Consider the following 21085-nt stretch of genomic DNA (forward strand, 5'->3'; position numbering starts at 1 on the left):
TTCTTGTTCATGGACCGGCGATACCCCCTGATTTAGGAGATGCTCGTCATGGCTGTGCCCAAGCGCAGAATGTCGCGGTCGAACACCCGCAGTCGGCGCTCGCAGTGGAAGGCCGAAGCCACTGGCTTGGTCAACGTCACTGTGGCCGGCCAGGCGCACAAGGTTCCGCGCCGCCTACTCAAGGCTGCTCGCCTCGGCCTGCTCAACCTCGACAAGCGCTGATCCATCTCCCGATGAGGTTGCGCGGGTTGCTCCCCGCGCGCCTCTCAGGCCGCTCTCAGGCGGTGGGATAACACTGTTGTCGTGCGAATTCTTGTCGTTGATGACGATCGCGCAGTGCGTGAGTCGCTGCGCCGCTCCCTTTCCTTCAACGGCTATTCAGTCTCCTTAGCGGAGGACGGTGTCGAGGCTCTGCACTCGATTGCCAGCGATCGGCCCGACGCTCTCGTCCTCGATGTGATGATGCCGAGGCTGGATGGTCTTGAGGTCTGTCGCCAACTTCGCAGCACCGGAGACGATCTGCCGATCCTGGTGCTGACGGCGCGGGACTCGGTTTCGGAGCGGGTCGCGGGCCTGGATGCCGGTGCCGACGACTATCTGCCCAAGCCGTTCGCGTTGGAAGAGCTGCTCGCCCGCATGCGCGCACTGCTCCGTCGCACCACCCCCGAGGACGCCGCGGAATCGGTGGCGATGACGTTCGCCGATCTGTCGCTCGACCCCGTGACCCGAGATGTCACCCGCGGTCAGCGGCATATCAGTCTGACGCGCACCGAGTTCTCGTTGCTGGAGATGTTGATCGCCAACCCGCGCCGGGTGCTGACCCGTAGCCGCATCCTCGAAGAGGTGTGGGGATTCGATTTCCCCACCTCGGGCAACGCCCTCGAGGTCTATGTCGGATACCTACGCCGTAAAACCGAGGCCGAAGGGGAGGCGAGGCTTATCCACACCGTGCGCGGTGTGGGCTACGTCTTGCGTGAAACACCACCCTGATGCGTCTGTTCAGATCTTCGCCCGATCGCACCCGGGCACCTCTTCGTTCCACCACATCGCTGTCGTTGCGATGGCGGGTGATGCTGCTCGCCATGTCGATGGTGGCCATGGTGGTGGTGTTGATGGCTCTGGCCGTCTACAAAGTTGTCTCCTCGGCGCTGTACGACGATATCGACAATCAGCTCTCGAGCCGTGCCCAGTTGTTGATTTCCAGCGGCTCGTTGACCGTCGACCCGGGGAAGGCCATCGAGGGCACGGCGTACTCCGAAGTCAACGCGATGCTGGTCATCCCCGGTCGGTCCATCTACACCGCGAACCAGGAGGGTCAGAAGCTGCCGATCGGGGCGACCGAGAAAGCGGTGATCCGGGGTGAGTTGTTCATGTCCAGGCGGACCGCGCAGGGGCAGCGAGTACTGGCCGTCCACTTGCAGGACAACAGCACGTTGCTGATCTCGAAGAGCTTGGCTCCCACGGACGCGGTCATGAAGAGATTGCGCTGGGTGCTGCTGGCGGTCGGTGGTATCGGCGTGGTCGTGGCAGCGATCGCGGGTGGCATGGTGACTCGAACCGGCCTGCGGCCCGTCGGGCGACTGACCGAGGCGGCCGAACGCGTGGCGCGAACCGATGACCTGCGACCCATCCCCGTATTCGGTAGTGACGAGTTGGCCAGGCTCACCGAGGCGTTCAACATGATGCTGCGCGCGCTGACGGAGTCCCGCGAGCGGCAGTCCCGGCTGGTCAGTGACGCCGGCCATGAGCTGCGCACCCCGCTGACCTCGCTGCGCACCAACGTCGAGTTGCTGATGGCATCCATGGCGCCGGGCGCACCGCGGCTCCCCGACAGCGATTTGGCCGAACTGCGCGCCGATGTGATCGGGCAGATCGAGGAATTGTCGACGCTGGTCGGCGATCTGGTCGACCTCACCCGCGGCGATGCCGGCGGAGTCGTCTACGAGCAGGTCGACATGGCCGAGGTGGTGGACCATTGCCTCGAACGGGTTCGGCGCCGCCGCAACGATATTGAGTTCGACGTACACGTCATCCCGTGGCAGGTCTATGGCGACGAGGCCGGGTTGAACCGTGCCGTGCTCAATCTGCTCGATAACGCCGCCAAATGGAGTCCATCGGGCGGCCGGGTCGGCCTTCGGCTCACCCAGGTCGATGCGACGCACGGCGAATTGGTGGTGTCGGATCACGGTCCCGGTATCCCGCTGCAGGAGCGCAACCTGGTTTTCGAGCGGTTCTTCCGCTCGACCACGGCGCGGGCCATGCCCGGCTCCGGGCTGGGTCTGGCGATCGTCAAACAGGTTGTGCTCAAACACGGTGGCGCGCTTCGTGTTGCCGACACCATCCCGAACGGGCAGCCGCCCGGCACGTCGATTTACGTCTTGCTGCCGGGGCAGCCGGCGCGTGCTGCGTACCCGGACGCGGTGTATCAGGATGCGTCCCACGACGACGCGCCATATGAAGACGCGTCGTACGAAGATCAACGCCGCGAGACCCGGCACAATGGAAATGCGGTACATCTCACCGAAGAGGCTGGTGTGACACCCGGTTATCTCAGTGGATTCTCAGTCGATGAGGGCAAAGTAGGGGATAACGCCGTGGACGATCTCCCGAAGGACAAGTGACTTAACACCCATGAAAAGCCACGTATGACGAACCACCCGAGGTATTCGCCTCCACCGCAGGATCCGAGCCGCCGGCCGGACCCGAATCAACCTGTGGCGCCTGCGTATCCCGGCCAGTTTCGTCCAGGCCCGCAGCAGTCGCAGGGCTATGACTGGCGCTACGCGACTCAACACACCACGCAGCAGCATCAGCGTCCCCCGTTCGACCCATACGCCGCGCAACATCCGGCCATGCCGCCCAGCGGCGTCATGCCGGCGCTTCCGCCGCAACAGCAGCCGCGTAAGCGTTCGCGCGCGGTGGCGTTGACCGCGGGTGCGCTGGCTGTGGCCGTGGTCTCGGCCGGAATCGGCGGGGGAGTGGTGCTACTCGCCCAGCCGGACGGCCGCACCGCCGGTTCGTCCACGTCGCTGGACGGCGCAGCCCCGAGCATGCCCGCGGCCAATGTTCCGCCGGGGTCTGTCGAGCAGGTGGCCACCAAGGTGGTGCCGAGCGTCGTCAAGCTGGAAACCGATATCGGTCGGGCCAACGAAGAAGGGTCCGGCATCATCCTGTCCTCGGACGGGCTGATCCTGACCAACGCCCACGTGGTGTCGGCCGCCAATGGGAACGTCCCGCCGGCCTCCGGGGGTCCTTCCGGGCCTGCCGGACCATTGCTGCCGCTGCCATTACCGTCCGGCCCGTCGTCGGCACCCGACAGTCCGTCGGCGCCCGACCCGGGGAACGGCAAGCCCGTCACCACGGTGACCTTTGCCGATGGTCGCACCACCACCTTCACGATCGTCGGGATCGATCCCGCCAGCGATATTGCGGTCGTGCGGGCGCAGAATATTTCTGGCCTGACCCCGATCACGCTCGGTTCTTCGGGGAACCTGCGGGTCGGCCAGGATGTCGTGGCCGTCGGGTCTCCGCTCGGTCTTGAGGGCACGGTGACCACAGGTATCGTCAGCGCCCTCAACCGGCCGGTGTCCACCGCCGGCGATACCAGTAACCAGAACACGGTGCTCGACGCCATCCAGACCGACGCCGCCATCAACCCCGGTAACTCCGGTGGCGCGTTGGTGAACATGAACGGCGAGCTGGTCGGCATCAACTCCGCCATCGCCACGCTGGGCGGCGACTCCGCCGGTGCGCAGAGCGGATCGATCGGGCTCGGCTTCGCCATCCCGGTGGATCAGGCCAAGCGCATCGCCGACGAATTGATCAGTACCGGTACCGCGTCGCACGCGTCGCTGGGAGTGCAGGTCAGTAACGACAACACCACTCACGGCGCCAAGATCGTCGAGGTCACTCAGGGTGGCGCGGCCGCAGGTGCTGGGCTGCCCAGCGGGGTTGTGGTCACCAAGGTCGATGATCGCGTGATCGGTAGCGCCGACGCGCTGGTGGCCGCGGTGCGGTCTCGGGCGCCGGGGGACAAGGTGACGCTGACCTTCCTCGACGCCGCAGGCAAGCCACAGAATGTCCAGGTGACTTTGGGCAAGGCCCAACAGTGATCGGGACTATCGGTGGTGGCCTGACGCCGATGTCGTCGACCAGATATACGGTTGCAACCATGGAGCAGCCCGTGGAGCTGGTAGGTAGAGCGCTAGTCGTCGTCGTGGACGATCGGACCGCGCATGGTGACGAAGAGGATCACAGCGGGCCGTTGGTGACGGAACTGCTGACCGAGGCGGGATTCGTCGTCGACGGTGTGGTGGTCGTGGCTGCGGATGAAGTGGAGATCCGCAACGCACTGAATACCGCCGTGATCGGCGGGGTGGACCTGGTGGTGTCGGTCGGCGGAACAGGTGTGATGCCGCGCGACGTGACCCCCGAGGCCACGGTGGACCTGCTCGATCGTGAGCTGCTCGGTATCTCTGAAGCCTTGCGGTCGTCGGGTCTGGCGGCAGGTATCACCGATGCGGGGCTGTCCCGCGGACTCGCCGGCATCTCCGGAAGCACGCTGGTGGTGAATATCGCCGGGTCCCGCTACGCCGTGCGCGACGGAATGGCGACGCTCAACCCGCTGGCGGCTCAGATCATCAGTCAGTTATCCAGCTTGGAGATCTGAACGTCCCCCCAATCTGCGGTAACCACACAGCGCCGCTGCGGCCGATACACGGCTTCGCAGTGGCGCTGTACTGCAGAGACAGGCTGGAAAGCGCAATGCGGGTGTCTCGTCCGTGTTACACAGGCGTGAACAGCGCAAACGGCAGAAGTGTGATCTTCGTCACATTTGGAGTGAACTGTGATCGACCGCGTGCCTAGAGACTCAAGTTCAGTTAACAAGATCTTCGGGACGGAAATCCCCCGGGAATCCTCCGATGAGCGCGATCCGGACGCTGCGCGGGACGAATCTGACCGCGACCGCTGGCTTCGGGATAACGTTCCTCCGCACCACGATTGACGGTCAACGGCAGCTGAATAGGCCGTGAACTGGCCCGATCGTTAGCCGGACGAAGTTATGTCAGGTAAGCCTGTGTTCACCCGGTTTGGCCTGCTGTGAACGGTCCATTCGCCTGGTGGCAACCCGCGGTGCTTCGCTAGCAAACTTCTGATCGGCCTGGGTCGGGACGCGTCGATGATGTGTCCGCGTTGCCGGAGTGATGCCACCCCGTTATGTTCCTCGTGTCTAGAACGATGAGCGAAACGTAAGAACAGCCTGTGGGGGTTCTCATTTGGCGGTTTTTACTTCGGGTGCGGTGCAAATGTGGCCCACCCGAACCACAACTCGGTGAACCAGCTGGATCACCGCCGACCGCTAGGGAGAACATGAAGGTAATCAGTCGGGTGCTGGTGGCGATGATCGCCGCTATCGCTGCGCTGTTCGTAGGCACAGGCACCTCACATGCTGGCTTGGACAACGAGCTGAGCCTTGTGGATGGCCAGGGACGCACCCTGACCATTCAGCAGTGGGACACATTCCTTAACGGCGTCTTCCCGCTGGACCGCAACCGCCTGACCCGTGAGTGGTTCCACTCCGGTCGCGCCGTGTACTCGGTGACCGGCGCCGGTTCCGACGAATTCTCGGGCACCTTGGAACTGGGCTACCAGGTTGGCTTCCCGTGGTCGCTGGGCGTGGGCATCAACTTCTCCTACTCCACCCCGAACATCCTGCTCGACGACGCTGACCTGTCGCCGACCGGTTTCAACCCGCTGGGCTCGGTCATCACCCCGAACCTGTTCCCCGGTGTGTCGATCTCGGCTGACCTGGGCAACGGCCCCGGCATCCAGGAAGTCGCCACCTTCTCCGTGGACGTCTCCGGCCCCAACGGCGCAGTCGCAGTCTCCAATGCGCACGGCACCGTCACTGGTGCCGCCGGCGGCGTGCTGCTGCGGCCCTTCGCTCGGCTGATCAGCGGCTCCGGTGACAGCGTCACCACCTACGGCGAGCCTTGGAACATGAACTAACAGTTCATATCGTCAAAGAAATCGCCCCCGGCACTCTGCCGGGGGCGATTTCTGTTGCGCGAGGACATCATTCGCCGTCGTGGTCCAGTGGTTGGGGCGTCGTCGGTTGGGGCTTACTGCTTTGCTTGCCCACGGCCTCGACCCCGCCTTCGCGAAGAAGATCGCGGATCTCTGTGAGCAGGGTCAGTTCCGTATCGCCGGTGGCCACCTTCTTATCGCGTTCCTTCAACTTCTTGAATGGCGCGACGATAACGAAGTAGACCACCGCCGCGACGATCAGAAAGTTGAGCCCCGCGGTCAGTACGGCGTTGAAGTTGACGAAGGTGTCCCCGCCCAGCGGGATCTTCAGGAAGCCGTAGTCCCTGTCGGGGGTGGCACCGATCCGGTCGATGAGCGGTTGGACGACGCTATTGGTGAACGCCGTGACCAAACCGGTGAACGCAGTGCCGATGACGACTGCAACTGCCAGGTCGATGACGTTGCCGCGCGCGATGAAATCCTTGAACCCCTTCAACATGTGACTGAACCCTTCTGCGGTAGGACGGTGCACTTCTCAGACGTCGAAGGTTAGTCTCGACCGCTGCAACACGTCAGCTACCTGGAGGGGCGCACAGGCAACGTCGGCTGGTCGGTTGCCGGCGCTGCGCTGCGTGCACTCCACCAGATCCGCCGGACGCGCCGACGCCGATGGTGGCGCCGCCGCCTACTGCGCCGTCACCGCCCTGCGCCACGTCCGTGGCGTCATCGCTGCTGCAAGCTTCTAGTGCAGGGTGAGCGTTACTGTCGAAACCATGGCCGCGCCGGCGACCGCATTGGCCGCCGAGGCGGGAAGTGCCACCAGAAGCACCCGATCATTGGCGCCTGACGCACTTTTCGGTTTCGCCGACACCAAGACCACCACGGCGTCGGTAGCCACCACCCGCGATACCGCATCGGCGCCGGTATCGGGTGCGGCGAGGATATCCACCACATCGCCGGTCCGAATCAGGTCGACAACCGCGTCATCGGCCAGGTGCAACGGCACGATCCGAGCATCGGGCCCGGCCGCGGATTCGGCCAGTCGCGATCCCAGCAGGCGAACGTCGGTCAGTACCTCGCCGCGCCTGACCGGGCTGGCCAGCGTCGCGCCTGCCACGGTGTCGGCGCCCACCTGCGATCCGTCGGGAAGTGTTGTGGTCAAACGACTTTCGACTCTGATGTCATCGGCCGTCAACGCCACCCCCGGGCTGAGGTCCTTGGCTGCGACGACGACTGCGGTCCGCTCGCCCTCGGGATTGGACCTGACGGCGGCGACGCCGGCGAGCACCACCAGACCACCGGCCGCAATGCGGCGGGCCATGACGGTATGCACCCAATCGGGTTGGAGTGCCCGCCGGAATCGGGTCAGCAGTGTCGGGTTGAGAGATCTCGATCCCAGAGAGGTCGCGTCGCCACCAGCCATGGCGACACGCTAGAGACGCGAGACCGCGCAGGGGTGCAACGCCCGCGGCGGCTGTGGATAACTAGTTTGACGCGGCAGCGGCAGGAGCCGAACTGGTCGAACCGGAGCTCTTCTCCTTGGACCCGCTGGACTTGGACCCGCTGGACTCGTTCGAGCCACTGGATGCGCTGCTCTTGTCGCTGCTCTTCTCAGAACTCTTGTCCTGGCTTTTCTCGCCGGACGCGGCCGGCACGCTGCTGCCGCTGGAGGACTTCGCGGCCTCGCGACTGTCGGTGCGGTAGAAGCCGCTGCCCTTGAATACGACGCCCACCGAGTTGAAGAGTTTGCGCAGCCGTCCCGAACACTTGGTGCATGTGGTCAGCGCGTCATCGCTGAAGGCCTGCACCGCGTCGAAACGATCTCCGCACTCGGTGCACGCATAGCTGTACGTGGGCACAAAAACCTCCGGAAAGGGGTCAGAACGTATTAGCACTCTATCGTGCCAAGTGCTAGAACCGCCAGCTGGCCCGGCTCATTCCCGCGGTCGGAGCGCGGTGATGCCGGCAGCGGGCGTCACCGCATCCGTCATCGGCACGTCATGGGGTTCAACGGGTAGCTCCGCGACCAATTCGTCATCGCGGACCACCGCGATCAACCGTGCCCGTGGGTCCCGCAGCGGCAGTGACCTGTCATAGAAACCTGCGCCGCGCCCCAATCTGCCGCCGCGGCGGTCGACCGCCAGCGCGGGAACAAGCACGATCGCAGCCTCCGAGAGCGTCTGTGGCGGCAGCCGAACTCCGGCAGGTTCCAAGAGTCCGTAACGCGCCGCAACCAGTTCGCCGGGTCGGTACTCACCCCACAACAACGGAAGCGCGGTCCCATCGGCTGAATTCACCGCCACCGGCAGCAGCACCCGCGCGGAGGTCGCCCGCAAGACGTCCAGCAACGCGATCGAGCCAGGCTCGGTGCCGACGGGAACATACGCGCACACTGTGTCGACAGGGTTCGGAAGAGTAGCGATATGCTGTGCCAGCGCGAGCGCCTCGGCCTCGCGCGTCGCGGGGGCGAGCAAACGGCGGGCACGGAGCAGTTGTTCGCGCAACTGGGGTTTCGAGCCGTCGCTCACGGGTTCAACAATGTCAGCTGAGCGGTGAACACGTTGAGGTTAGGGTGTGAACGATGACGGTGCCGAAGGCAGCCAAGGTATTGATTCCGCGCACGGCGATCGTGCCAGCTGCGGGACTGGGCACGCGATTTCTGCCCGCGACCAAGACTGTGCCCAAAGAGCTACTGCCCGTGGTGGATACGCCGGGTATCGAGCTCGTTGCCGCCGAGGCCGCTGAGGCGGGTGCTGAGCGCCTCTTGATCGTCACCTCCGAAGGTAAAGACAGTGTGGTCGCGCACTTCGTCGAGGACCTCGTTCTTGAGGGCACGTTGGAGGCCCGCGGCAAGAAGGTGATGCTGGAGAAGGTGCGGCGCGCCCCGGCCCTGATCAAGGTCGAGTCGGTGATTCAGAAGGAGCCGCTCGGCCTCGGGCACGCCATCAGCTGTGTGGAATCCAGGCTGTCCGATGACGAGGACGCGGTGGCGGTCCTGCTGCCCGATGATCTGGTGCTACCGACCGGCGTCCTGGAGACGATGTCGAAGGTGCGCGCCAAACGCGGCGGGACGGTGCTCTGCGCCATCGAGGTACCCGAAGACGAGATCAGCGCCTACGGCGTCTTCGACGTCGAGATCGTGCCGGACGCCGTCAACCCCGACGTTCTCAAAGTCGTCGGCATGGTGGAAAAACCCAAGGCCGAGGACGCCCCTTCGCTGTTCGCCGCCGCAGGACGCTACATCCTCGACCGCGCGATCTTCGATGCTCTGCGCCGCGTTCAGCGTGGCGTCGGCAATGAAATTCAGCTCACCGACGCCATCGCGCTGCTGATCGCAGAAGGCCATCCCGTCCACGTCGTCGTGCATCGGGGTACTCGACACGACCTGGGAAATCCCGGCGGCTACCTTAAGGCTGCGGTTGACTTTGCCTTGGATCGTGATGACTATGGCCCGGATTTGCGCCGTTGGTTGGTTACGCGCCTCGGACTGAAGTAGCAGCAGGTGTGCTTCAGGCCGGGTAACGCAACGGCCTGACGGCAGAAAGGCGCACTGTGCGTTCGGTGGAAGACCAGCAGGCCCGGGTTCAGGCTGCCGCGGTGGCCCCCAGGCCGGTACGCGTCGCGATCGCCGAGGCGCAAGGCTTGATGTGCGCCGAGGAAGTCGTGACCGAACGGCCGCTTCCGGGTTTCGACCAGGCTGCGATCGACGGATATGCGGTCCGCAGCGTGGATGTCCTCGGCGTCGGTGAACCCGGCGGACGGGACGGCGACGGCGACCATTCGGCAGGCGAGATCAGTCTCCCCGTGATGGGTGCCATCGACGCCGGAACTCGCACGCCGAGTCGGCTGCAACCCAAACAGGCCGCCCGCGTTCAGACCGGCGCTCCGATGCCGACCCTGGCCGACGCGGTGTTGCCGCTGCGCTGGACCGACGGCGGCCAGTCGCGGGTGCGGGTGTTACGCGGTGTGCGCTCGGGTGCCTATGTGCGGCGCGCAGGTGACGACGTGCAACCAGGCGATGTCGCGGTGCGCTCGGGCACGATCATCGGCGCGGCCCAGGTGGGGTTGTTGGCCGCGGTCGGACGTGAGCGCGTGCTGGTGCATCCCCGCCCGCGGATGTCGGTGCTATGCGTCGGCGGCGAGCTCATCGATATCTCCCGCACGCCCGGTAACGGGCAGGTCTACGACGTCAACTCCTATGCACTGGCGGCGGCGGCCCGCGATGCCGGCGCCGAGGTCAATCGTGTCGGCATCGTCGACAGTGACCCCAAAGCGCTCAAGGAAGCGGTCGAGGGTCAGCTCAGCAGAGCGGAAATCGTGATCATCGCCGGGGCGGTCGGTGGCGCGGCCGCCGAAGGAGTGCGCTCGGTGCTCTCAGAACTCGGCGAGATGGAAGTGACCCGGATCGCGATGCATCCCGGCTCGGTGCAGGGCTTCGGCCAGCTCGGCCGCGACGCGGTGCCGGTCTTTTTGTTGCCTGCCAATCCGGTGAGCGCGCTGGTGGTCTTCGAGGTGATGGTGCGTCCACTCATCCGCCTGTCTCTGGGTAAGAGGCAGCCGACCCGTCGGATCGTCCAGGCCAGGGCCATCGCGCCGATCTCGTCGGTGCGCGGTCGCAAGGGTTTTCTGCGGGGACAATTGATGCGCGATCAAGACACCGGTGAGTATCTGGTGCAAGCGCTGGGCGGCGCGCCAGGGGCGTCATCGCATCTGTTGGCCACGCTGGCAGAAGCCAATTGTCTTGTCATCGTGCCGAGCGAGGCCGAACAGATCCGCACAGGCGAGGTCGTCGACGTCGCGTTCTTGGCGCAACGCGGCTGACCAGTAGCTGACGTGAGCTGGTTGCGTTCGAACGCCATGCATCCTGGGTGGCCCATGGTGGTCGGGCCGCTGCGGGTACCCGCTGGGGTGATCCAGTTGCGCCCGGTGCGGATGCGCGATGCCGCGCAATGGAGTCGCATCCGCACCGCCGACCGGGCCTTCTTGGAACCCTGGGAGCCCAGCGCTGATCTGGATTGGGCTGTGCGGCACTCTATGTCGGCATGGCCGTCGGTGTGTTCGGGCCTGAAAGCCGAAGCGCGTAAAGGCCGGATGCTGCCGTACGTCATCGAGGTCGACGGCCAGTTCGGCGGACAGTTGACGATCGGCAACGTCACCCACGGTGCGCTGCGTTCGGCGTGGATCGGCTACTGGGTGCACAGCGAACTGACCGGGCAGGGGGTCGCGACGGCCGCGCTGGCTCTCGGTCTGGACCACAGTTTTGGCGCGGTGATGCTGCACCGGGTGGAGGCGACCGTCCGCCCGGAGAATGCGGCGAGCCGAAAAGTGTTGGCCAAGGCGGGTTTTCGGGAAGAGGGCCTGCTGCGCAACTACCTCGACGTCGACGGGTCATGGCGGGATCACCTCCTGGTGGCGCTGACTGTCGAAGAGGTCTCAGGTTCGGTTGCCGCATCGCTGGTGCGGGCCGGGCGCGCCAGTTGGGCCTGAGTGTGGTCGCCGCGCCGCGTCGAGTTCGACGTGAGGGTTGTGCTGGAGATCTCTTCACAACCAAGGTGTCGAAATCGGTGAATAACCGCGGCGGGCGAACGCCTCTCGTACGCGGTGGACGCTGAACTTCGCGCTGTGTTCGGCGACCACACGTAGGTCGATCCAGCCCTGTCGCTCGATCATGTCGTAACGGCCTATGTCATAGACGTATCTGCGTCGATCGCTACCCGAAGGATCACCGACCTCCTCTCGATGTCGATGCCGACCATCGGCTCGTCCCAACCGAGATCGATGAACGCGATATTCGACCCGCCGGTCACCCTGATCTGAGTTCGGGGCCTCGGTAGGCCGGCGTCCAGTAGAACCATCCGAACCCAGCTCTCTTTCGGTGACTGCGAACCCCTGTCCATCAACGCGAGTGCTGTTCGCGCGCGGCGGATCCCACGTGCTCCGGGGTACCGGTCTGCGATCACAGCAGCATCCGCGAAGGTCACTCCGGTCGCGGCAGAGAGCGCGTCGAGGTGGGTGACCGCAAGATTGCGCGGCAAGTGACGGGCCAGGTCGAATGCCGTGCGGGCAACGGACGTCACCGGCAGTCCGGCGATGTTCACCACTTCGTCGTCACCGTGGCGTTCCTGGCGGACGGTGATTCCGGATTGTGGGCGCCCGTGTCTGGCTATCAGTTCGACAGGCGTAGCGGAGTCGACCCACCGCGCACCATGCAACGCCGCCGCGGCGCGCCCGGCGATAACTGCCCGTCTGCTCGTCCACAACCAAGCCGCATAGGTCCGGGCGAACAATGTCTGCTCGGCATCCTTCGCCAGGTAGATGCGCGGGTGCATTGGCGAGTAGTTCCATCGCAGTGTTCCGCGGGTGAGGGCGCCGTTGGCAATCGCTTCGGATCCGATAAGTGGCTTCGACATGCCTGAATGGTGCAAAGGGGCGCTGACGCGACGAGCTCACGCGCGGTAGCCGTCATGCGAATCTGTGAGCAACGGCGTGACTGTGCAGTGAGCGCACGCTCGATAACGAGTTCCACGGGTGGGCAGTGCGGCGGTTCGATATGCAACCTCTGTGTCGAACTCGCGGCCGATTTAGGTCCCGATCGTGTTACTAATGTGACATTTGTGACTAATGGTGCTTGTCACAGACGAATTACAGGTGTGTAATTGTCCTCGGCGCGCCACACCTGGATGCGCTGGTCGGGAGACCTAGCCTGAAGGGGAAAGGAGCTTGCCGCCATGCCAAGCATCCCCCAATCGTTGCTCTGGATCTCACTTGTAGTGCTCTGGCTATTCGTGCTGGTGCCCATGCTCATCAATAAGCGCGATACCGTGCGCCGCACCAGTGACGTCGCTTTGGCCACCCGGGTGCTCAACACCGGCCGGGCCGCGCGACTGATCAAGCGCCGCAAACCGGCGGCCGGGCACCGCAGTGACCCCGACTGGCAGCCCACCGCCGAGCAGGACGATGAGTCCGAAGAGTTCGACGAAGAGAAGACCGGCCCAGTTGTCGTGACCGGCAAGCCTTCTCGTGTGCGGTCGGTGGCCGTGGTGACCTCGGTGGCCGAAGAGGCCGAACCCGATTACCTCGACGTCGACGTGGTCGACGAAGACTCCGGCGCGTTGCCGGTCGGGCGGATCCGCGCCGAGGCTGCGGCCAAGGCCAAAACCGAACCCGTGGTGGCGCAGGCGGAGGACCCAGTTCAGGTTGAAGACCCGCAGCTCACCTTCGATGATGAGGCCGACGACGAAGACGTCACCGACACCGAGGGCATCCAGGCGCAGGCGGCGGCCGACAACTCCGAGGGCTCCGAACCTGACGGCACCGATGACGAGTACGAGTACATCGAGGACACCTCCGGACTTGAGGCCGAAGACGAGCCGCTCACGACGGCCAGCCCGCGGGTGTCCGCAGGGCCGTCGCGGCAGCGCAGTTACGAGTCCAAGACCGCTGTGGCGGTGACGGCACGCAAGTACCGGTTCCGCAAGCGTGTGCTGCTCACCATGGCCGCGCTGCTGGTGTTCTTGACTGCCGCCGCTTTCCTGCTGACGCCCAGTGCCTGGTATTTCTGCGGTGTCGTCGGCGCAGTGACGCTGCTCTACCTGGCGTATCTGCGCCGCCAGACCCGGATCGAGGAGCGGTTGCGGCGCCGTCGTATGCAGCGCGTGGCGCGGTCTCGACTGGGCGTGGAGAACACGCACGACGATGACCTCGACGTCGTACCGGCGCGCCTACGGCAGCCCGGTGCGGCCGTGCTGGAGATCGACGACGAAGACCCCGCTTTCGAGCATCTGGACTACGTCCCGTTCTCCCGCGAATACTCGTTGCCGCACGCCGCGGGGCAGTGACCCGTCGGTTTTCAGTTGACGCGCGCAGACTGATAACCTGCTAGCGGTCAAGGGGCTATGGCGCAGTTGGTAGCGCGCCTCGTTCGCATCGAGGAGGTCAGGGGTTCGAATCCCCTTAGCTCCACCCTTGGAGATAGATGAGAAATGGCAGATCAGGTAACTGATCTGCCATTTTTATTGCCGGCGTAGTCGACCGGCCAGTGCTTGATTCCGTTCAGCCAACCCGACCGCAAGCGTTGCGGCGGACCCAGTGCCGTGAGGTCGGGTACTGCATCGGCCAGCGCGCTGAACATCAGATTGACGGTCAACCGGGCAAGGTTTGCCCCCACGCAGTAATGCGCGCCGGTCCCACCGAAGCTGAGGTGCGGGTTAGGACTTCGCAGAATGTCGAAGCGGAATGGATCGTCGAACACCTCGTCGTCGAAATTGGCGGATCGGTAGGCGAGCACCACTCGCTGACCCTTCTTGATCTCGACTCCGCCGAGTTCCACGTCGGTCAGAGCCGTCCTCTGAAATGACGTGATGGGCGTGGCCCACCGGATGATCTCGTCGGCCGCGCTGTGGGGCCGCTGCCTCTTGAACAGCTCCCACTGCTCTGGATTGTCCAGGAACGCGATCATGCCCTGGGTGATCGAGTTCCTGGTGGTCTCGTTCCCAGCGACGGTCAACGTCACCATGAACAAGCCGAACTCGTCATCGGAGAGTTTCTGGCCGTCGACATCTGCCTCGATCAGCTTGGTCACGATGTCATCGCCCGGTTCGTCAGCCTTATGCGCCGCCAACTGCATGCCGTAGAACATCACTTCGCCGGCCGACACCAACGCCTCCGAATCCGCGAACTCCGGGTCTTCGTCGCCGACCATCTCGTTGGTCCACTCAAACAGCTTCTTTCGGTCCTCAGCAGGTACGCCCAGCAGGTTGGCGATGGCATGTAGAGGCAGTTCGGCGGCGACCTGCTGCACGAAGTCACCGCTTCCGGCGGCGGCGGCGTTCTCGGCAATGCTGCGGGCCGCCTGGCTCAGCCCGTCGCGCAGCCGCTCGATGGCCCGCGGCGTGAACCCGCGGGAGATGATCTTGCGTAACCGGCTGTGCTGCGGCGCATCCATGTTGATCATCGAGAACCGGCCCGCCTCGATCTGGCCTCGTCCCGACTCGGCGTTCGGGTAGCGCGGCACAATGCAGTTCGCGGCGCTGGAGAACACATCGTCTCGCAGCGACACCTCGCGCACGTCGCGGTGGCGGGTGACCAGCCAGTACCCCGTGTCGCCGAACGCCTCTGCACCGTGGTGCTGTTCGTTCCACCAGATCGGAGCGCAACGGCGCAGTTCGGCGAGTTCATCGACCGGTAGGCGCCGCGCGTAGATATCGGGGTCGGTGAAGTCGAATCCGGGAGGCAGGTCAGGTATCGACATCTCGGACGACGCTCCTCGCTCGAAGTACTCCTAAAAGGATTACATCGATGCGAATCAGCGGTGCCGGTTTTCACGCGTCGGGCTACGGGCGGGGTCACCTACTGCTACCGGCGGTGCTCATCGGCATCGGGCTGCTCATCCTCATCGAGGGCGGAGCTTTCGGCCTCTAGCGTGCGACGATGATGGCCATCGATCGATAGGAGTGGCATGCCTGGGCGGGCGATCACCGCGACCACCTACCGCACGGTGCCGGTCGACGGGGTGTCGATCTTCTACCGGGAAGCCGGTCCGGTCGACGCTCCCGTGCTGCTGCTCCTGCACGGCTTCCCCTCGTCGTCGAGGATGTTCGAGCCCTTGCTGAGCAGGCTGTCCGACCGTTTCCGCCTCATCGCCCCCGACTTCCCTGGATTTGGCCACAGTGACTGGCCTGCGCCGGAGACCTTCGCCTACACCTTCGACCACCTCGCGGACGTGATCGAAGATTTCGCCGAAGCCCTCAACCTGGCGAGCTATCACCTCTACGTACAGGACTACGGCGCCCCACTCGGGATGAGGCTCGTGGTTGCGCACCCAGAACGGTTGGAAAGCCTCATCATTCAGAATGCCGCGCTGCATCCGGATGCGCTTGGACCGCTGTGGGATGCGCGGCGGGCGTTCTGGGCCGACCGCGCCGCTCATGAGGCCGCGCTGCGGGTGAACTTCTTCTCGCTGACAGCTACCCGGCAACGGCATCTCGGCACTGACCCCGACACCGAACGTTACGACCCGGACCTCTGGACCGACGAGTACCGATTCCTCAGCGATCCGGCGCAGCGCGATATCCAGCTCGATCTGTTCTATGACTACCGGACCAATGTCGCCTCATACGAGGCGTGGGACGCCTGGCTGCGCGAGCACCAACCGCGAACTCTGGTGCTGTGGGGCAAGTACGACCCGTCGTTTTTGATCGCCGAGACGGCTGCCATCCAACGCGACGTTCCCGGCGCCGAGGTGCACGTCGTCGACGGCGGTCATTTCGCGCTGGACACCGCCGCACCCGAGATGGCCGACCATATTCGGAAGTTTCTGTCTTCGACTATCTAGTCAGTGTGCGAACGCACCGTCGAGGTAGCGACTCCGGCAGGCACGGCGGGCTAACTTGCCGCTCGTGGTGCGCGGGATGACCCCGGCGGCAACCAGATGTACGTCGGCAAGTCCGAGACCGTGGCGCCGCGATACCGCGGTCCGGATGGCTTCGGCGATCGGTTCTCCGTCGGCGCGACCCGCGCCGACGGCGCGCTCGGCGATGACGATGAGTTTCTCGGTGGCGTCATCGGTGGTGGCGCCCGGTAATTCATTGGCGGGCACCGAGAATGCGGCGACGAAACCAGCGCGGACCGCGGTCGAAGCCTCAGATACCGTCGCCTCGATATCCTGCGGATAGTGGTTGCGGCCGTCGATGATGACGAGGTCTTTGATCCGGCCGGTGATGTAGAGCTCGCCGTCGAGGTAAACGCCGAGATCGCCTGTCCGCAACCAGAAGCCGTTTTCCGGTGAACCCTCGGCATGACTTCCGGTTTCCAGCCGCGACTGCACTTTGTTCCGAAAGACCAGTTCGGTCTCGTGCGCCCGGCCCCAGTATCCGCTGCCGATATTGTCACCGTGCAACCAGATCTCGCCGACCTGGCCGTCGGGAACCTCTGCGCCATTGGCACCGTCGGCGATCACCGCCCATTGACCGATGATGACCTGACCGCACGACACCTGCGGAACCGCTTGTGGCGCATCGGCTGTCACGACCACAGCGCGGTCTTCGGCAAAACTGTCACGGTCGAGATAGATCGCGGTGGCACGGGCCTCAGGTGCGATCGTCGCCACCGACAGCGTGGCTTCGGCCATCCCGTAGGAGGGTTTGATGGCCGTGGGCGGCAGCCCATAGGGGGCGAAGGCCTCGTTGAAGCGGTTGATCGCACCCATCGTGACGGGTTCAGATCCGTTCAGCAGCCCGACCACGTTACGCAGGTCCAGGCTTTCGCCTTCGGCGGGCAAACCACGTTGGGCGGCAAGGTCATACGCGAAGTTCGGGGCGGCGGCAAAGGTCCGGCCCAGTGCTGCTTCGGCGGCGAGGTGTTTGATCCACCGGTGCGGACGCCGGACGAAAGCCAGCGGCGACATCAGCGTGATGTAGCCCCCGCACAGCGCCGGGAACATGATCATCATCAGGCCCATATCGTGATACAGCGGTAGCCAGCTGACGCTGTGGATATTCGTATCGAGGTCACCGGCGATGGCCATCTGCAGCACATTGGTGCAGACCGCGCGGTGACTGATCTCGACGCCGGCGGGCGTGCGCGTCGAACCCGAGGTGTACTGCAGGTAGGCGATATCGTCGCCGGCCGCGGCGACCGGGGTGAAGGTTCGGCCCACTGAGTCCGGTAGTGCGTCAACGGCGATCACCCTGGGACGTTTCTGCGGTGAGCGTGCCCGCAGGAACGTGTTGATGGACTCGGCGGCTGCGGCGGTGGTGAGGACCACGGCGGGCTGCGCGTCAGTGAGTACCGCGTCGAGCCGATCGGTGTGGCCGGGCAACTCCGGGGCGAATAACGGCACTGCGATGGCGCCCGCTTTGATCGCGGCGAAGAAGCTGACGACGTAGTCGAGGCCCTGTGGTGCCAGGATCGCCACCCGGTCACCGGGGGTTGTCAGCTGTTGGAGGCGGGCGCCGACCGCGCGGACCCTGGCGCCGAGTTGAGCCCAGGTCAGTTCAACCGTCGCGCCGTTGCTGTCGAGGGTGTAATCGAGGTAGCGATAGGCGGGGGCGTCGCCGAAAGTGGCGGTATTGCGATCAAGGTAGGCGGTCAACGTAGCGCCGTCAGGCAGCGCGATATTGCCCATCTCGTCGAGGTAGTCCTCGATCTTGATCTCGGCGGCATTGATGCTGTTGTACAGGGGATCCCGACCCATCCCACGGATATTAGTAGATGTTCTAATAAACGCCGCGTCGGAGCGCCGTGGGACTTCACACATTGGCAAACCGATGTTATTTACGTCTCAGCAGATAGCGCCTACACGCGCGTCGTGACTTCGGCCAGTGCGCGGTCCAGCGTGTTGAGCGCCCGCACCGCGCCGCGCACGGGCCCCGGCGGAATAGGGGATGACGCCATCACATCCAGGATTACTGTCTCGGTGGCCGTCGCCGACGTTTCGACGCCGGCCCCGGCCAGTGCCTGTTTTACCGCGTTGACCCTGGCGCATGCGTGGTCGGCGGCGTCACGCAACGCCGCGGCGGTGACGTCAGGGGGAGCGGAATCGGGATCCGCCCGTGCCGCGTTCACCCCCGCCCTGGCCAGCGCATGCGCCGACCGGTTACTGGCCTGCAATCCGCGCAGCAGGCGTTGCGCGCCGCGGCGACTCCGGATGGCAGGGCCGATCTGCAGCGGCTTACCGGCGGTGATGACGTCCTGCAGGGCGTTGTCGAGGCGACGGGTCTCGGCGACGAGGTCGGTCTCACCACCGGGTGCCAACACCGAGTCGATACCGGCATGGATCACCTCGACCATCCGGTCGAGGTAGTCGTTGACCTTGTCGATGAAGGTGGCGCGGGTACTGGTCGAGAAGATGAAGTACGCCGAGGCAATGCCGACGAGGCCGCCGGCGGCTGTTTCGGCGATGCGCAGTTCAAGCACCTGGACGCTGAAATTGCCGAGCAGCCCGTACAACATCGCCAACAGCACGGTGACGAAGAAGGTCAGCCACGCGTAGGCGACCGCGACCAGATAGAAGGCGCAGAACACACAGATCACCAGCAGGACGATCTGGACCGGCGCGTTCTGTCCGACCACGGTCGCCAGCGCTACCCCGGCCACCACGCCGGCGATGGTGCCGACGAGGCGGTGACCTGCCCGGGTGAGGATCTCACCGCGGGTGGACACGCCGGTAAAGACGAGGAAGGCGGTCAGCACCGCCCAGTACCAGCGGTCGGGGGATATCAGTTCCCCCAGGACGGTGGCCGCGCTGGTGGCGACGGCCACCTGGATGGCGGCCTTGGTGCTGGGATTGAGCCCGGGCGCCGCCTCGTCATCGGTTGCTTCCCCTGGTTCGGCAGCCGGGGACTCGGCAGCAGGGGGCTCGGCGGAGGCGAGGGCGTTCGTGGTGATGTGGTGGATGGCCAGGTGGGCCTGCACCGCCCGGTAGGCCAGCACGGTCGCCAGACCTTCGGAGCCGGACAGATCTGCACGGTCCGCGGCCGTTGCGGCACGTTTGCGGGCGGCGCGCAGCCGGTCCTCAGAGGGGTTGTGCTGCAAGCATATTCGCAGCGATGCGATGGCATCGTCGAGTCCGCTCGGCCAGACCTTGCTCGGATCAAGTGCCCAGAGCAGGCTGGCCAGTTGCTCCATGGCGATCTGGGCGTCGAAGACGCGCAGCGCAAGGTCTTCGCTGGTGATGCTCAGCGTCTGCGCTGCGTCGTGCCGATCGAGCCAGTCATCGATCATCAGCGCGGTATCGCTGAGCCGGTCCAGGCGTCGCCGAAGTATCGCCAGGTCGTAGTCGCCACTGTTGGTGGAGACCTCCAACACCGCCGTCGAGGCGCCGCGGAGCGCACGGACCAGGCGGCGCATCTCGACGCGGGGCCGGTCGGGAAAGATGACCGTCCGCACCAGCAGTGAGGCGCTCAACCCGACGGCGATCGCCACGGCCAGTATCGGGATCTGCTGCGGCGTCGCCCGCAGGAACAGGGCGAAGAAGTACGAGATGAAAGCGACCATGCCCAGGGCGTTACCGCGTGGGCCGAACCGCCGGACCCAGACGGCGCCGAAGAGCACCGCGATGAACCCGACGTCGGCGATCTTGCCCAGCGGCGTGAGCAGCGCAGCCAATGCGACCGCACCGATCGAGGGGAAGAACAGCAACAGGGTGGTGACGACTCGACTGTGCTGTTGGCGGTCTTTCACCGCGGCTGCGGATTGCATCGCGACAATCGTGCCCAGCATGGCGACGGTCACCGGTTGATGCGCGACGCGGGTAAAAGCCAGTAGCGCGATCATTGCCAGGATCAGCGAGAGCGTGGTCGCCGCAGCCGCGCGAAGCCGCAGCCGGCCGGGATCGGAACCGATGACAAAACGCGCTCTGCTGGTCAGCGCCGCGAGTTGCATTACCCGATTCTGCGCGTCAGGCAAAAGTGGCAGAGCAGGGCCGAAGTCACGGTGCTCCCACGCCGCGAGACAGCATGTCGGCGAGCAGGTCAAGGTAGGCCTCGTCGACGGGGCGGCCATGGGTGACCCGCCAGTAGGTCGGCGCCGCCAGCAGATCGAGCAGTAGGTCCGATTGCTCGGTTGTCACGTCGCCGCGTTGCTCTGCCCGCTCAAGAGCCTCTCGTGCCCACGCACGACGAGGGTTGCCGATATACGTCGCGCTGGCCTCGGCCAGGGCCGGGTTGCGCTCGTACTCGGCGATGAGGCTGGGCAGTATCGAGCGCATCCGCGGGTCGGTGAACCAGTTGGTGATGTCTTGCAGCAGTGCGCGGATATCGCCGCGCAGCGTGCCGGTGTCGACTGGGGCATCGACGGGGACGCTGAGCTTGGCCAGCAGGTCGATGACCATCTCGATTTTCGACGGCCATCGGCGATAGAGAGCGCTCTTGCCCACGCCGGCGCGTTTGGCGACGCCCTCCATGGACAACTTGGCGTAGCCGTTCTCCACCAGGGAATCGATCGCCGCATCGGTGATCGCGTCAGTCACGTTGGCACTGAAGACGGCGGCTCCGGTGGGCGCACGGGGCGCTGAGGTCATTGCCGAAGCCTATCTTGGACGGCACCGTATCGTCCAACT

General features: G+C 65.0%; 20 protein-coding genes, 1 tRNA gene and 1 pseudogene. 13 read left to right on the forward strand and 9 right to left on the reverse strand.

Going from position 1 to position 21085, the window contains the following annotated elements:
* The first annotated feature begins 48 nt into the window (after positions 1-48).
* The 6 genes and pseudogenes from rpmF (at position 49) to mspA (ending at position 6009) form a co-directional block, all read left to right on the forward strand.
* Positions 49-222 (forward strand): 50S ribosomal protein L32, encoded by a 174-nt coding sequence (rpmF, locus tag ADBZ9O_RS08620; protein ID WP_526530251.1) that lies wholly within the window; start codon positions 49-51, stop codon positions 220-222.
* A gap of 81 nt (positions 223-303) precedes the next feature.
* On the forward strand, positions 304-990 hold the full coding sequence (locus ADBZ9O_RS08625; RefSeq protein WP_526530253.1) for a response regulator transcription factor: 687 nt from the start codon (positions 304-306) through the stop codon (positions 988-990).
* Positions 990-2583: pseudogene (locus tag ADBZ9O_RS08630) on the forward strand (HAMP domain-containing sensor histidine kinase). Before ADBZ9O_RS08625 ends, ADBZ9O_RS08630 begins: the two are co-directional and overlap by 1 nt.
* Before the next feature lie 62 nt (positions 2584-2645).
* Positions 2646-4112 (forward strand): S1C family serine protease, encoded by a 1467-nt coding sequence (locus tag ADBZ9O_RS08635; protein WP_526530255.1) that lies wholly within the window; start codon positions 2646-2648, stop codon positions 4110-4112.
* A gap of 29 nt (positions 4113-4141) precedes the next feature.
* Positions 4142-4669 (forward strand): MogA/MoaB family molybdenum cofactor biosynthesis protein, encoded by a 528-nt coding sequence (locus tag ADBZ9O_RS08640; protein ID WP_526532977.1) that lies wholly within the window; start codon positions 4142-4144, stop codon positions 4667-4669.
* Between the two features lie 701 nt (positions 4670-5370).
* Entirely contained in the window at positions 5371-6009 is a 639-nt protein-coding gene (gene mspA, locus ADBZ9O_RS08645) for a porin MspA (protein WP_526530257.1), read from the forward strand.
* A gap of 67 nt (positions 6010-6076) precedes the next feature.
* On the opposite strand, the gene mscL is transcribed toward mspA, so the two are convergent.
* The 4 genes from mscL to ADBZ9O_RS08665 form a co-directional block, all read right to left on the reverse strand.
* A complete protein-coding gene (gene mscL, locus ADBZ9O_RS08650) occupies positions 6077-6526 on the reverse strand; it encodes a large-conductance mechanosensitive channel protein MscL (protein ID WP_526530259.1) in 450 nt (149 codons plus the stop codon).
* A gap of 243 nt (positions 6527-6769) precedes the next feature.
* Positions 6770-7426 (reverse strand): SAF domain-containing protein, encoded by a 657-nt coding sequence (locus tag ADBZ9O_RS08655; protein ID WP_526532979.1) that lies wholly within the window; start codon positions 7424-7426, stop codon positions 6770-6772.
* Between the two features lie 85 nt (positions 7427-7511).
* Positions 7512-7886, reverse strand: coding sequence for an FmdB family zinc ribbon protein (locus tag ADBZ9O_RS08660; RefSeq protein WP_526530261.1), 375 nt, complete (start codon positions 7884-7886; stop codon positions 7512-7514).
* A 75-nt stretch (positions 7887-7961) separates the two neighbouring features.
* Complete coding sequence (locus ADBZ9O_RS08665) at positions 7962-8555, reverse strand: 5-formyltetrahydrofolate cyclo-ligase (RefSeq protein ID WP_526530263.1); 594 nt, start codon at positions 8553-8555, stop codon at positions 7962-7964.
* 53 nt (positions 8556-8608) lie between these two features.
* Here ADBZ9O_RS08665 and ADBZ9O_RS08670 point away from each other — a divergent pair, with 53 nt between their 5' ends.
* The 3 genes from ADBZ9O_RS08670 to ADBZ9O_RS08680 are packed head-to-tail and all read left to right on the forward strand — an operon-like array spanning position 8609 to position 11514.
* On the forward strand, positions 8609-9523 hold the full coding sequence (locus ADBZ9O_RS08670) for a UTP--glucose-1-phosphate uridylyltransferase (RefSeq protein ID WP_526530265.1): 915 nt from the start codon (positions 8609-8611) through the stop codon (positions 9521-9523).
* Between the two features lie 56 nt (positions 9524-9579).
* Positions 9580-10848 carry a molybdotransferase-like divisome protein Glp gene (gene glp, locus ADBZ9O_RS08675; RefSeq protein WP_526530267.1) on the forward strand — a complete coding sequence of 423 codons (1269 nt, stop codon included), beginning with the start codon at positions 9580-9582 and terminating at the stop codon, positions 10846-10848.
* Positions 10849-10860: 12 nt separating this feature from the next.
* Positions 10861-11514, forward strand: a complete 654-nt coding sequence (locus tag ADBZ9O_RS08680) for a GNAT family N-acetyltransferase (protein ID WP_526530269.1) — start codon at positions 10861-10863, stop codon at positions 11512-11514.
* A gap of 194 nt (positions 11515-11708) precedes the next feature.
* On the opposite strand, the gene ADBZ9O_RS08685 is transcribed toward ADBZ9O_RS08680, so the two are convergent.
* The gene (locus tag ADBZ9O_RS08685) at positions 11709-12437 is read right to left on the reverse strand and encodes a hypothetical protein (protein WP_526530271.1); all 729 of its coding nucleotides are present in this window, start codon (positions 12435-12437) and stop codon (positions 11709-11711) included.
* Positions 12438-12755: 318 nt separating this feature from the next.
* On the opposite strand from ADBZ9O_RS08685, the gene sepX reads away from it, so the two are divergent.
* Entirely contained in the window at positions 12756-13865 is a 1110-nt protein-coding gene (gene sepX, locus ADBZ9O_RS08690; protein WP_526530273.1) for a divisome protein SepX/GlpR, read from the forward strand.
* 51 nt (positions 13866-13916) lie between these two features.
* Positions 13917-13989 (forward strand) — tRNA-Ala (locus tag ADBZ9O_RS08695).
* Positions 13990-14017: 28 nt separating this feature from the next.
* Here ADBZ9O_RS08695 and ADBZ9O_RS08700 read toward each other — a convergent pair.
* Entirely contained in the window at positions 14018-15277 is a 1260-nt protein-coding gene (locus ADBZ9O_RS08700; protein WP_526530275.1) for a cytochrome P450, read from the reverse strand.
* Positions 15278-15324: 47 nt separating this feature from the next.
* Between ADBZ9O_RS08700 and ADBZ9O_RS08705 the strand changes: the two genes are divergently transcribed.
* The gene (locus ADBZ9O_RS08705; protein ID WP_526530277.1) at positions 15325-15447 is read left to right on the forward strand and encodes a hypothetical protein; all 123 of its coding nucleotides are present in this window, start codon (positions 15325-15327) and stop codon (positions 15445-15447) included.
* Positions 15448-15484: 37 nt separating this feature from the next.
* Positions 15485-16360, forward strand: coding sequence for an alpha/beta fold hydrolase (locus tag ADBZ9O_RS08710; RefSeq protein WP_526530279.1), 876 nt, complete (start codon positions 15485-15487; stop codon positions 16358-16360).
* Here ADBZ9O_RS08710 and ADBZ9O_RS08715 read toward each other — a convergent pair whose 3' ends face one another.
* The 3 genes from ADBZ9O_RS08715 to ADBZ9O_RS08725 all read right to left on the reverse strand — a co-directional run bounded on the left by ADBZ9O_RS08715 (position 16361) and on the right by ADBZ9O_RS08725 (position 21046).
* A complete protein-coding gene (locus tag ADBZ9O_RS08715) occupies positions 16361-18220 on the reverse strand; it encodes a fatty acyl-AMP ligase (protein ID WP_526530281.1) in 1860 nt (619 codons plus the stop codon).
* A gap of 101 nt (positions 18221-18321) precedes the next feature.
* Positions 18322-20409: an FUSC family protein gene (locus ADBZ9O_RS08720; RefSeq protein WP_526530283.1), complete on the reverse strand. Its 2088-nt coding sequence runs from the start codon at positions 20407-20409 to the stop codon at positions 18322-18324.
* Between the two features lie 46 nt (positions 20410-20455).
* A complete protein-coding gene (locus ADBZ9O_RS08725; RefSeq protein ID WP_526530285.1) occupies positions 20456-21046 on the reverse strand; it encodes a TetR/AcrR family transcriptional regulator in 591 nt (196 codons plus the stop codon).
* Positions 21047-21085 lie beyond the last annotated feature (39 nt).

The sequence above is a fragment of the Mycobacterium sp. genome (genome assembly GCF_965229105.1).
Taxonomy (GTDB): Bacteria; Actinomycetota; Actinomycetes; order Mycobacteriales; family Mycobacteriaceae; genus Mycobacterium.

Bases quoted from the DNA above. Each gene is read 5' to 3' on its own strand.
- rpmF (WP_526530251.1), top strand. From the start codon at position 49: ATGGCTGTGCCCAAGCGCAGAATGTCGCGGTCGAACACCCGCAGTCGG.
- ADBZ9O_RS08635 (WP_526530255.1), top strand. From the start codon at position 2,646: ATGACGAACCACCCGAGGTATTCGCCTCCACCGCAGGATCCGAGCCGC.
- ADBZ9O_RS08640 (WP_526532977.1), top strand. From the start codon at position 4,142: ATGTCGTCGACCAGATATACGGTTGCAACCATGGAGCAGCCCGTGGAG.
- mspA (WP_526530257.1), top strand. From the start codon at position 5,371: ATGAAGGTAATCAGTCGGGTGCTGGTGGCGATGATCGCCGCTATCGCT.
- mscL (WP_526530259.1), bottom strand. From the start codon at position 6,526: ATGTTGAAGGGGTTCAAGGATTTCATCGCGCGCGGCAACGTCATCGAC.
- ADBZ9O_RS08670 (WP_526530265.1), top strand. From the start codon at position 8,609: ATGACGGTGCCGAAGGCAGCCAAGGTATTGATTCCGCGCACGGCGATC.
- ADBZ9O_RS08685 (WP_526530271.1), bottom strand. From the start codon at position 12,437: ATGTCGAAGCCACTTATCGGATCCGAAGCGATTGCCAACGGCGCCCTC.
- sepX (WP_526530273.1), top strand. From the start codon at position 12,756: ATGCCAAGCATCCCCCAATCGTTGCTCTGGATCTCACTTGTAGTGCTC.
- ADBZ9O_RS08700 (WP_526530275.1), bottom strand. From the start codon at position 15,277: ATGTCGATACCTGACCTGCCTCCCGGATTCGACTTCACCGACCCCGAT.
- ADBZ9O_RS08705 (WP_526530277.1), top strand. From the start codon at position 15,325: ATGCGAATCAGCGGTGCCGGTTTTCACGCGTCGGGCTACGGGCGGGGT.
- ADBZ9O_RS08710 (WP_526530279.1), top strand. From the start codon at position 15,485: ATGCCTGGGCGGGCGATCACCGCGACCACCTACCGCACGGTGCCGGTC.
- ADBZ9O_RS08715 (WP_526530281.1), bottom strand. From the start codon at position 18,220: ATGGGTCGGGATCCCCTGTACAACAGCATCAATGCCGCCGAGATCAAG.
- ADBZ9O_RS08720 (WP_526530283.1), bottom strand. From the start codon at position 20,409: ATGCAACTCGCGGCGCTGACCAGCAGAGCGCGTTTTGTCATCGGTTCC.
- ADBZ9O_RS08725 (WP_526530285.1), bottom strand. From the start codon at position 21,046: ATGACCTCAGCGCCCCGTGCGCCCACCGGAGCCGCCGTCTTCAGTGCC.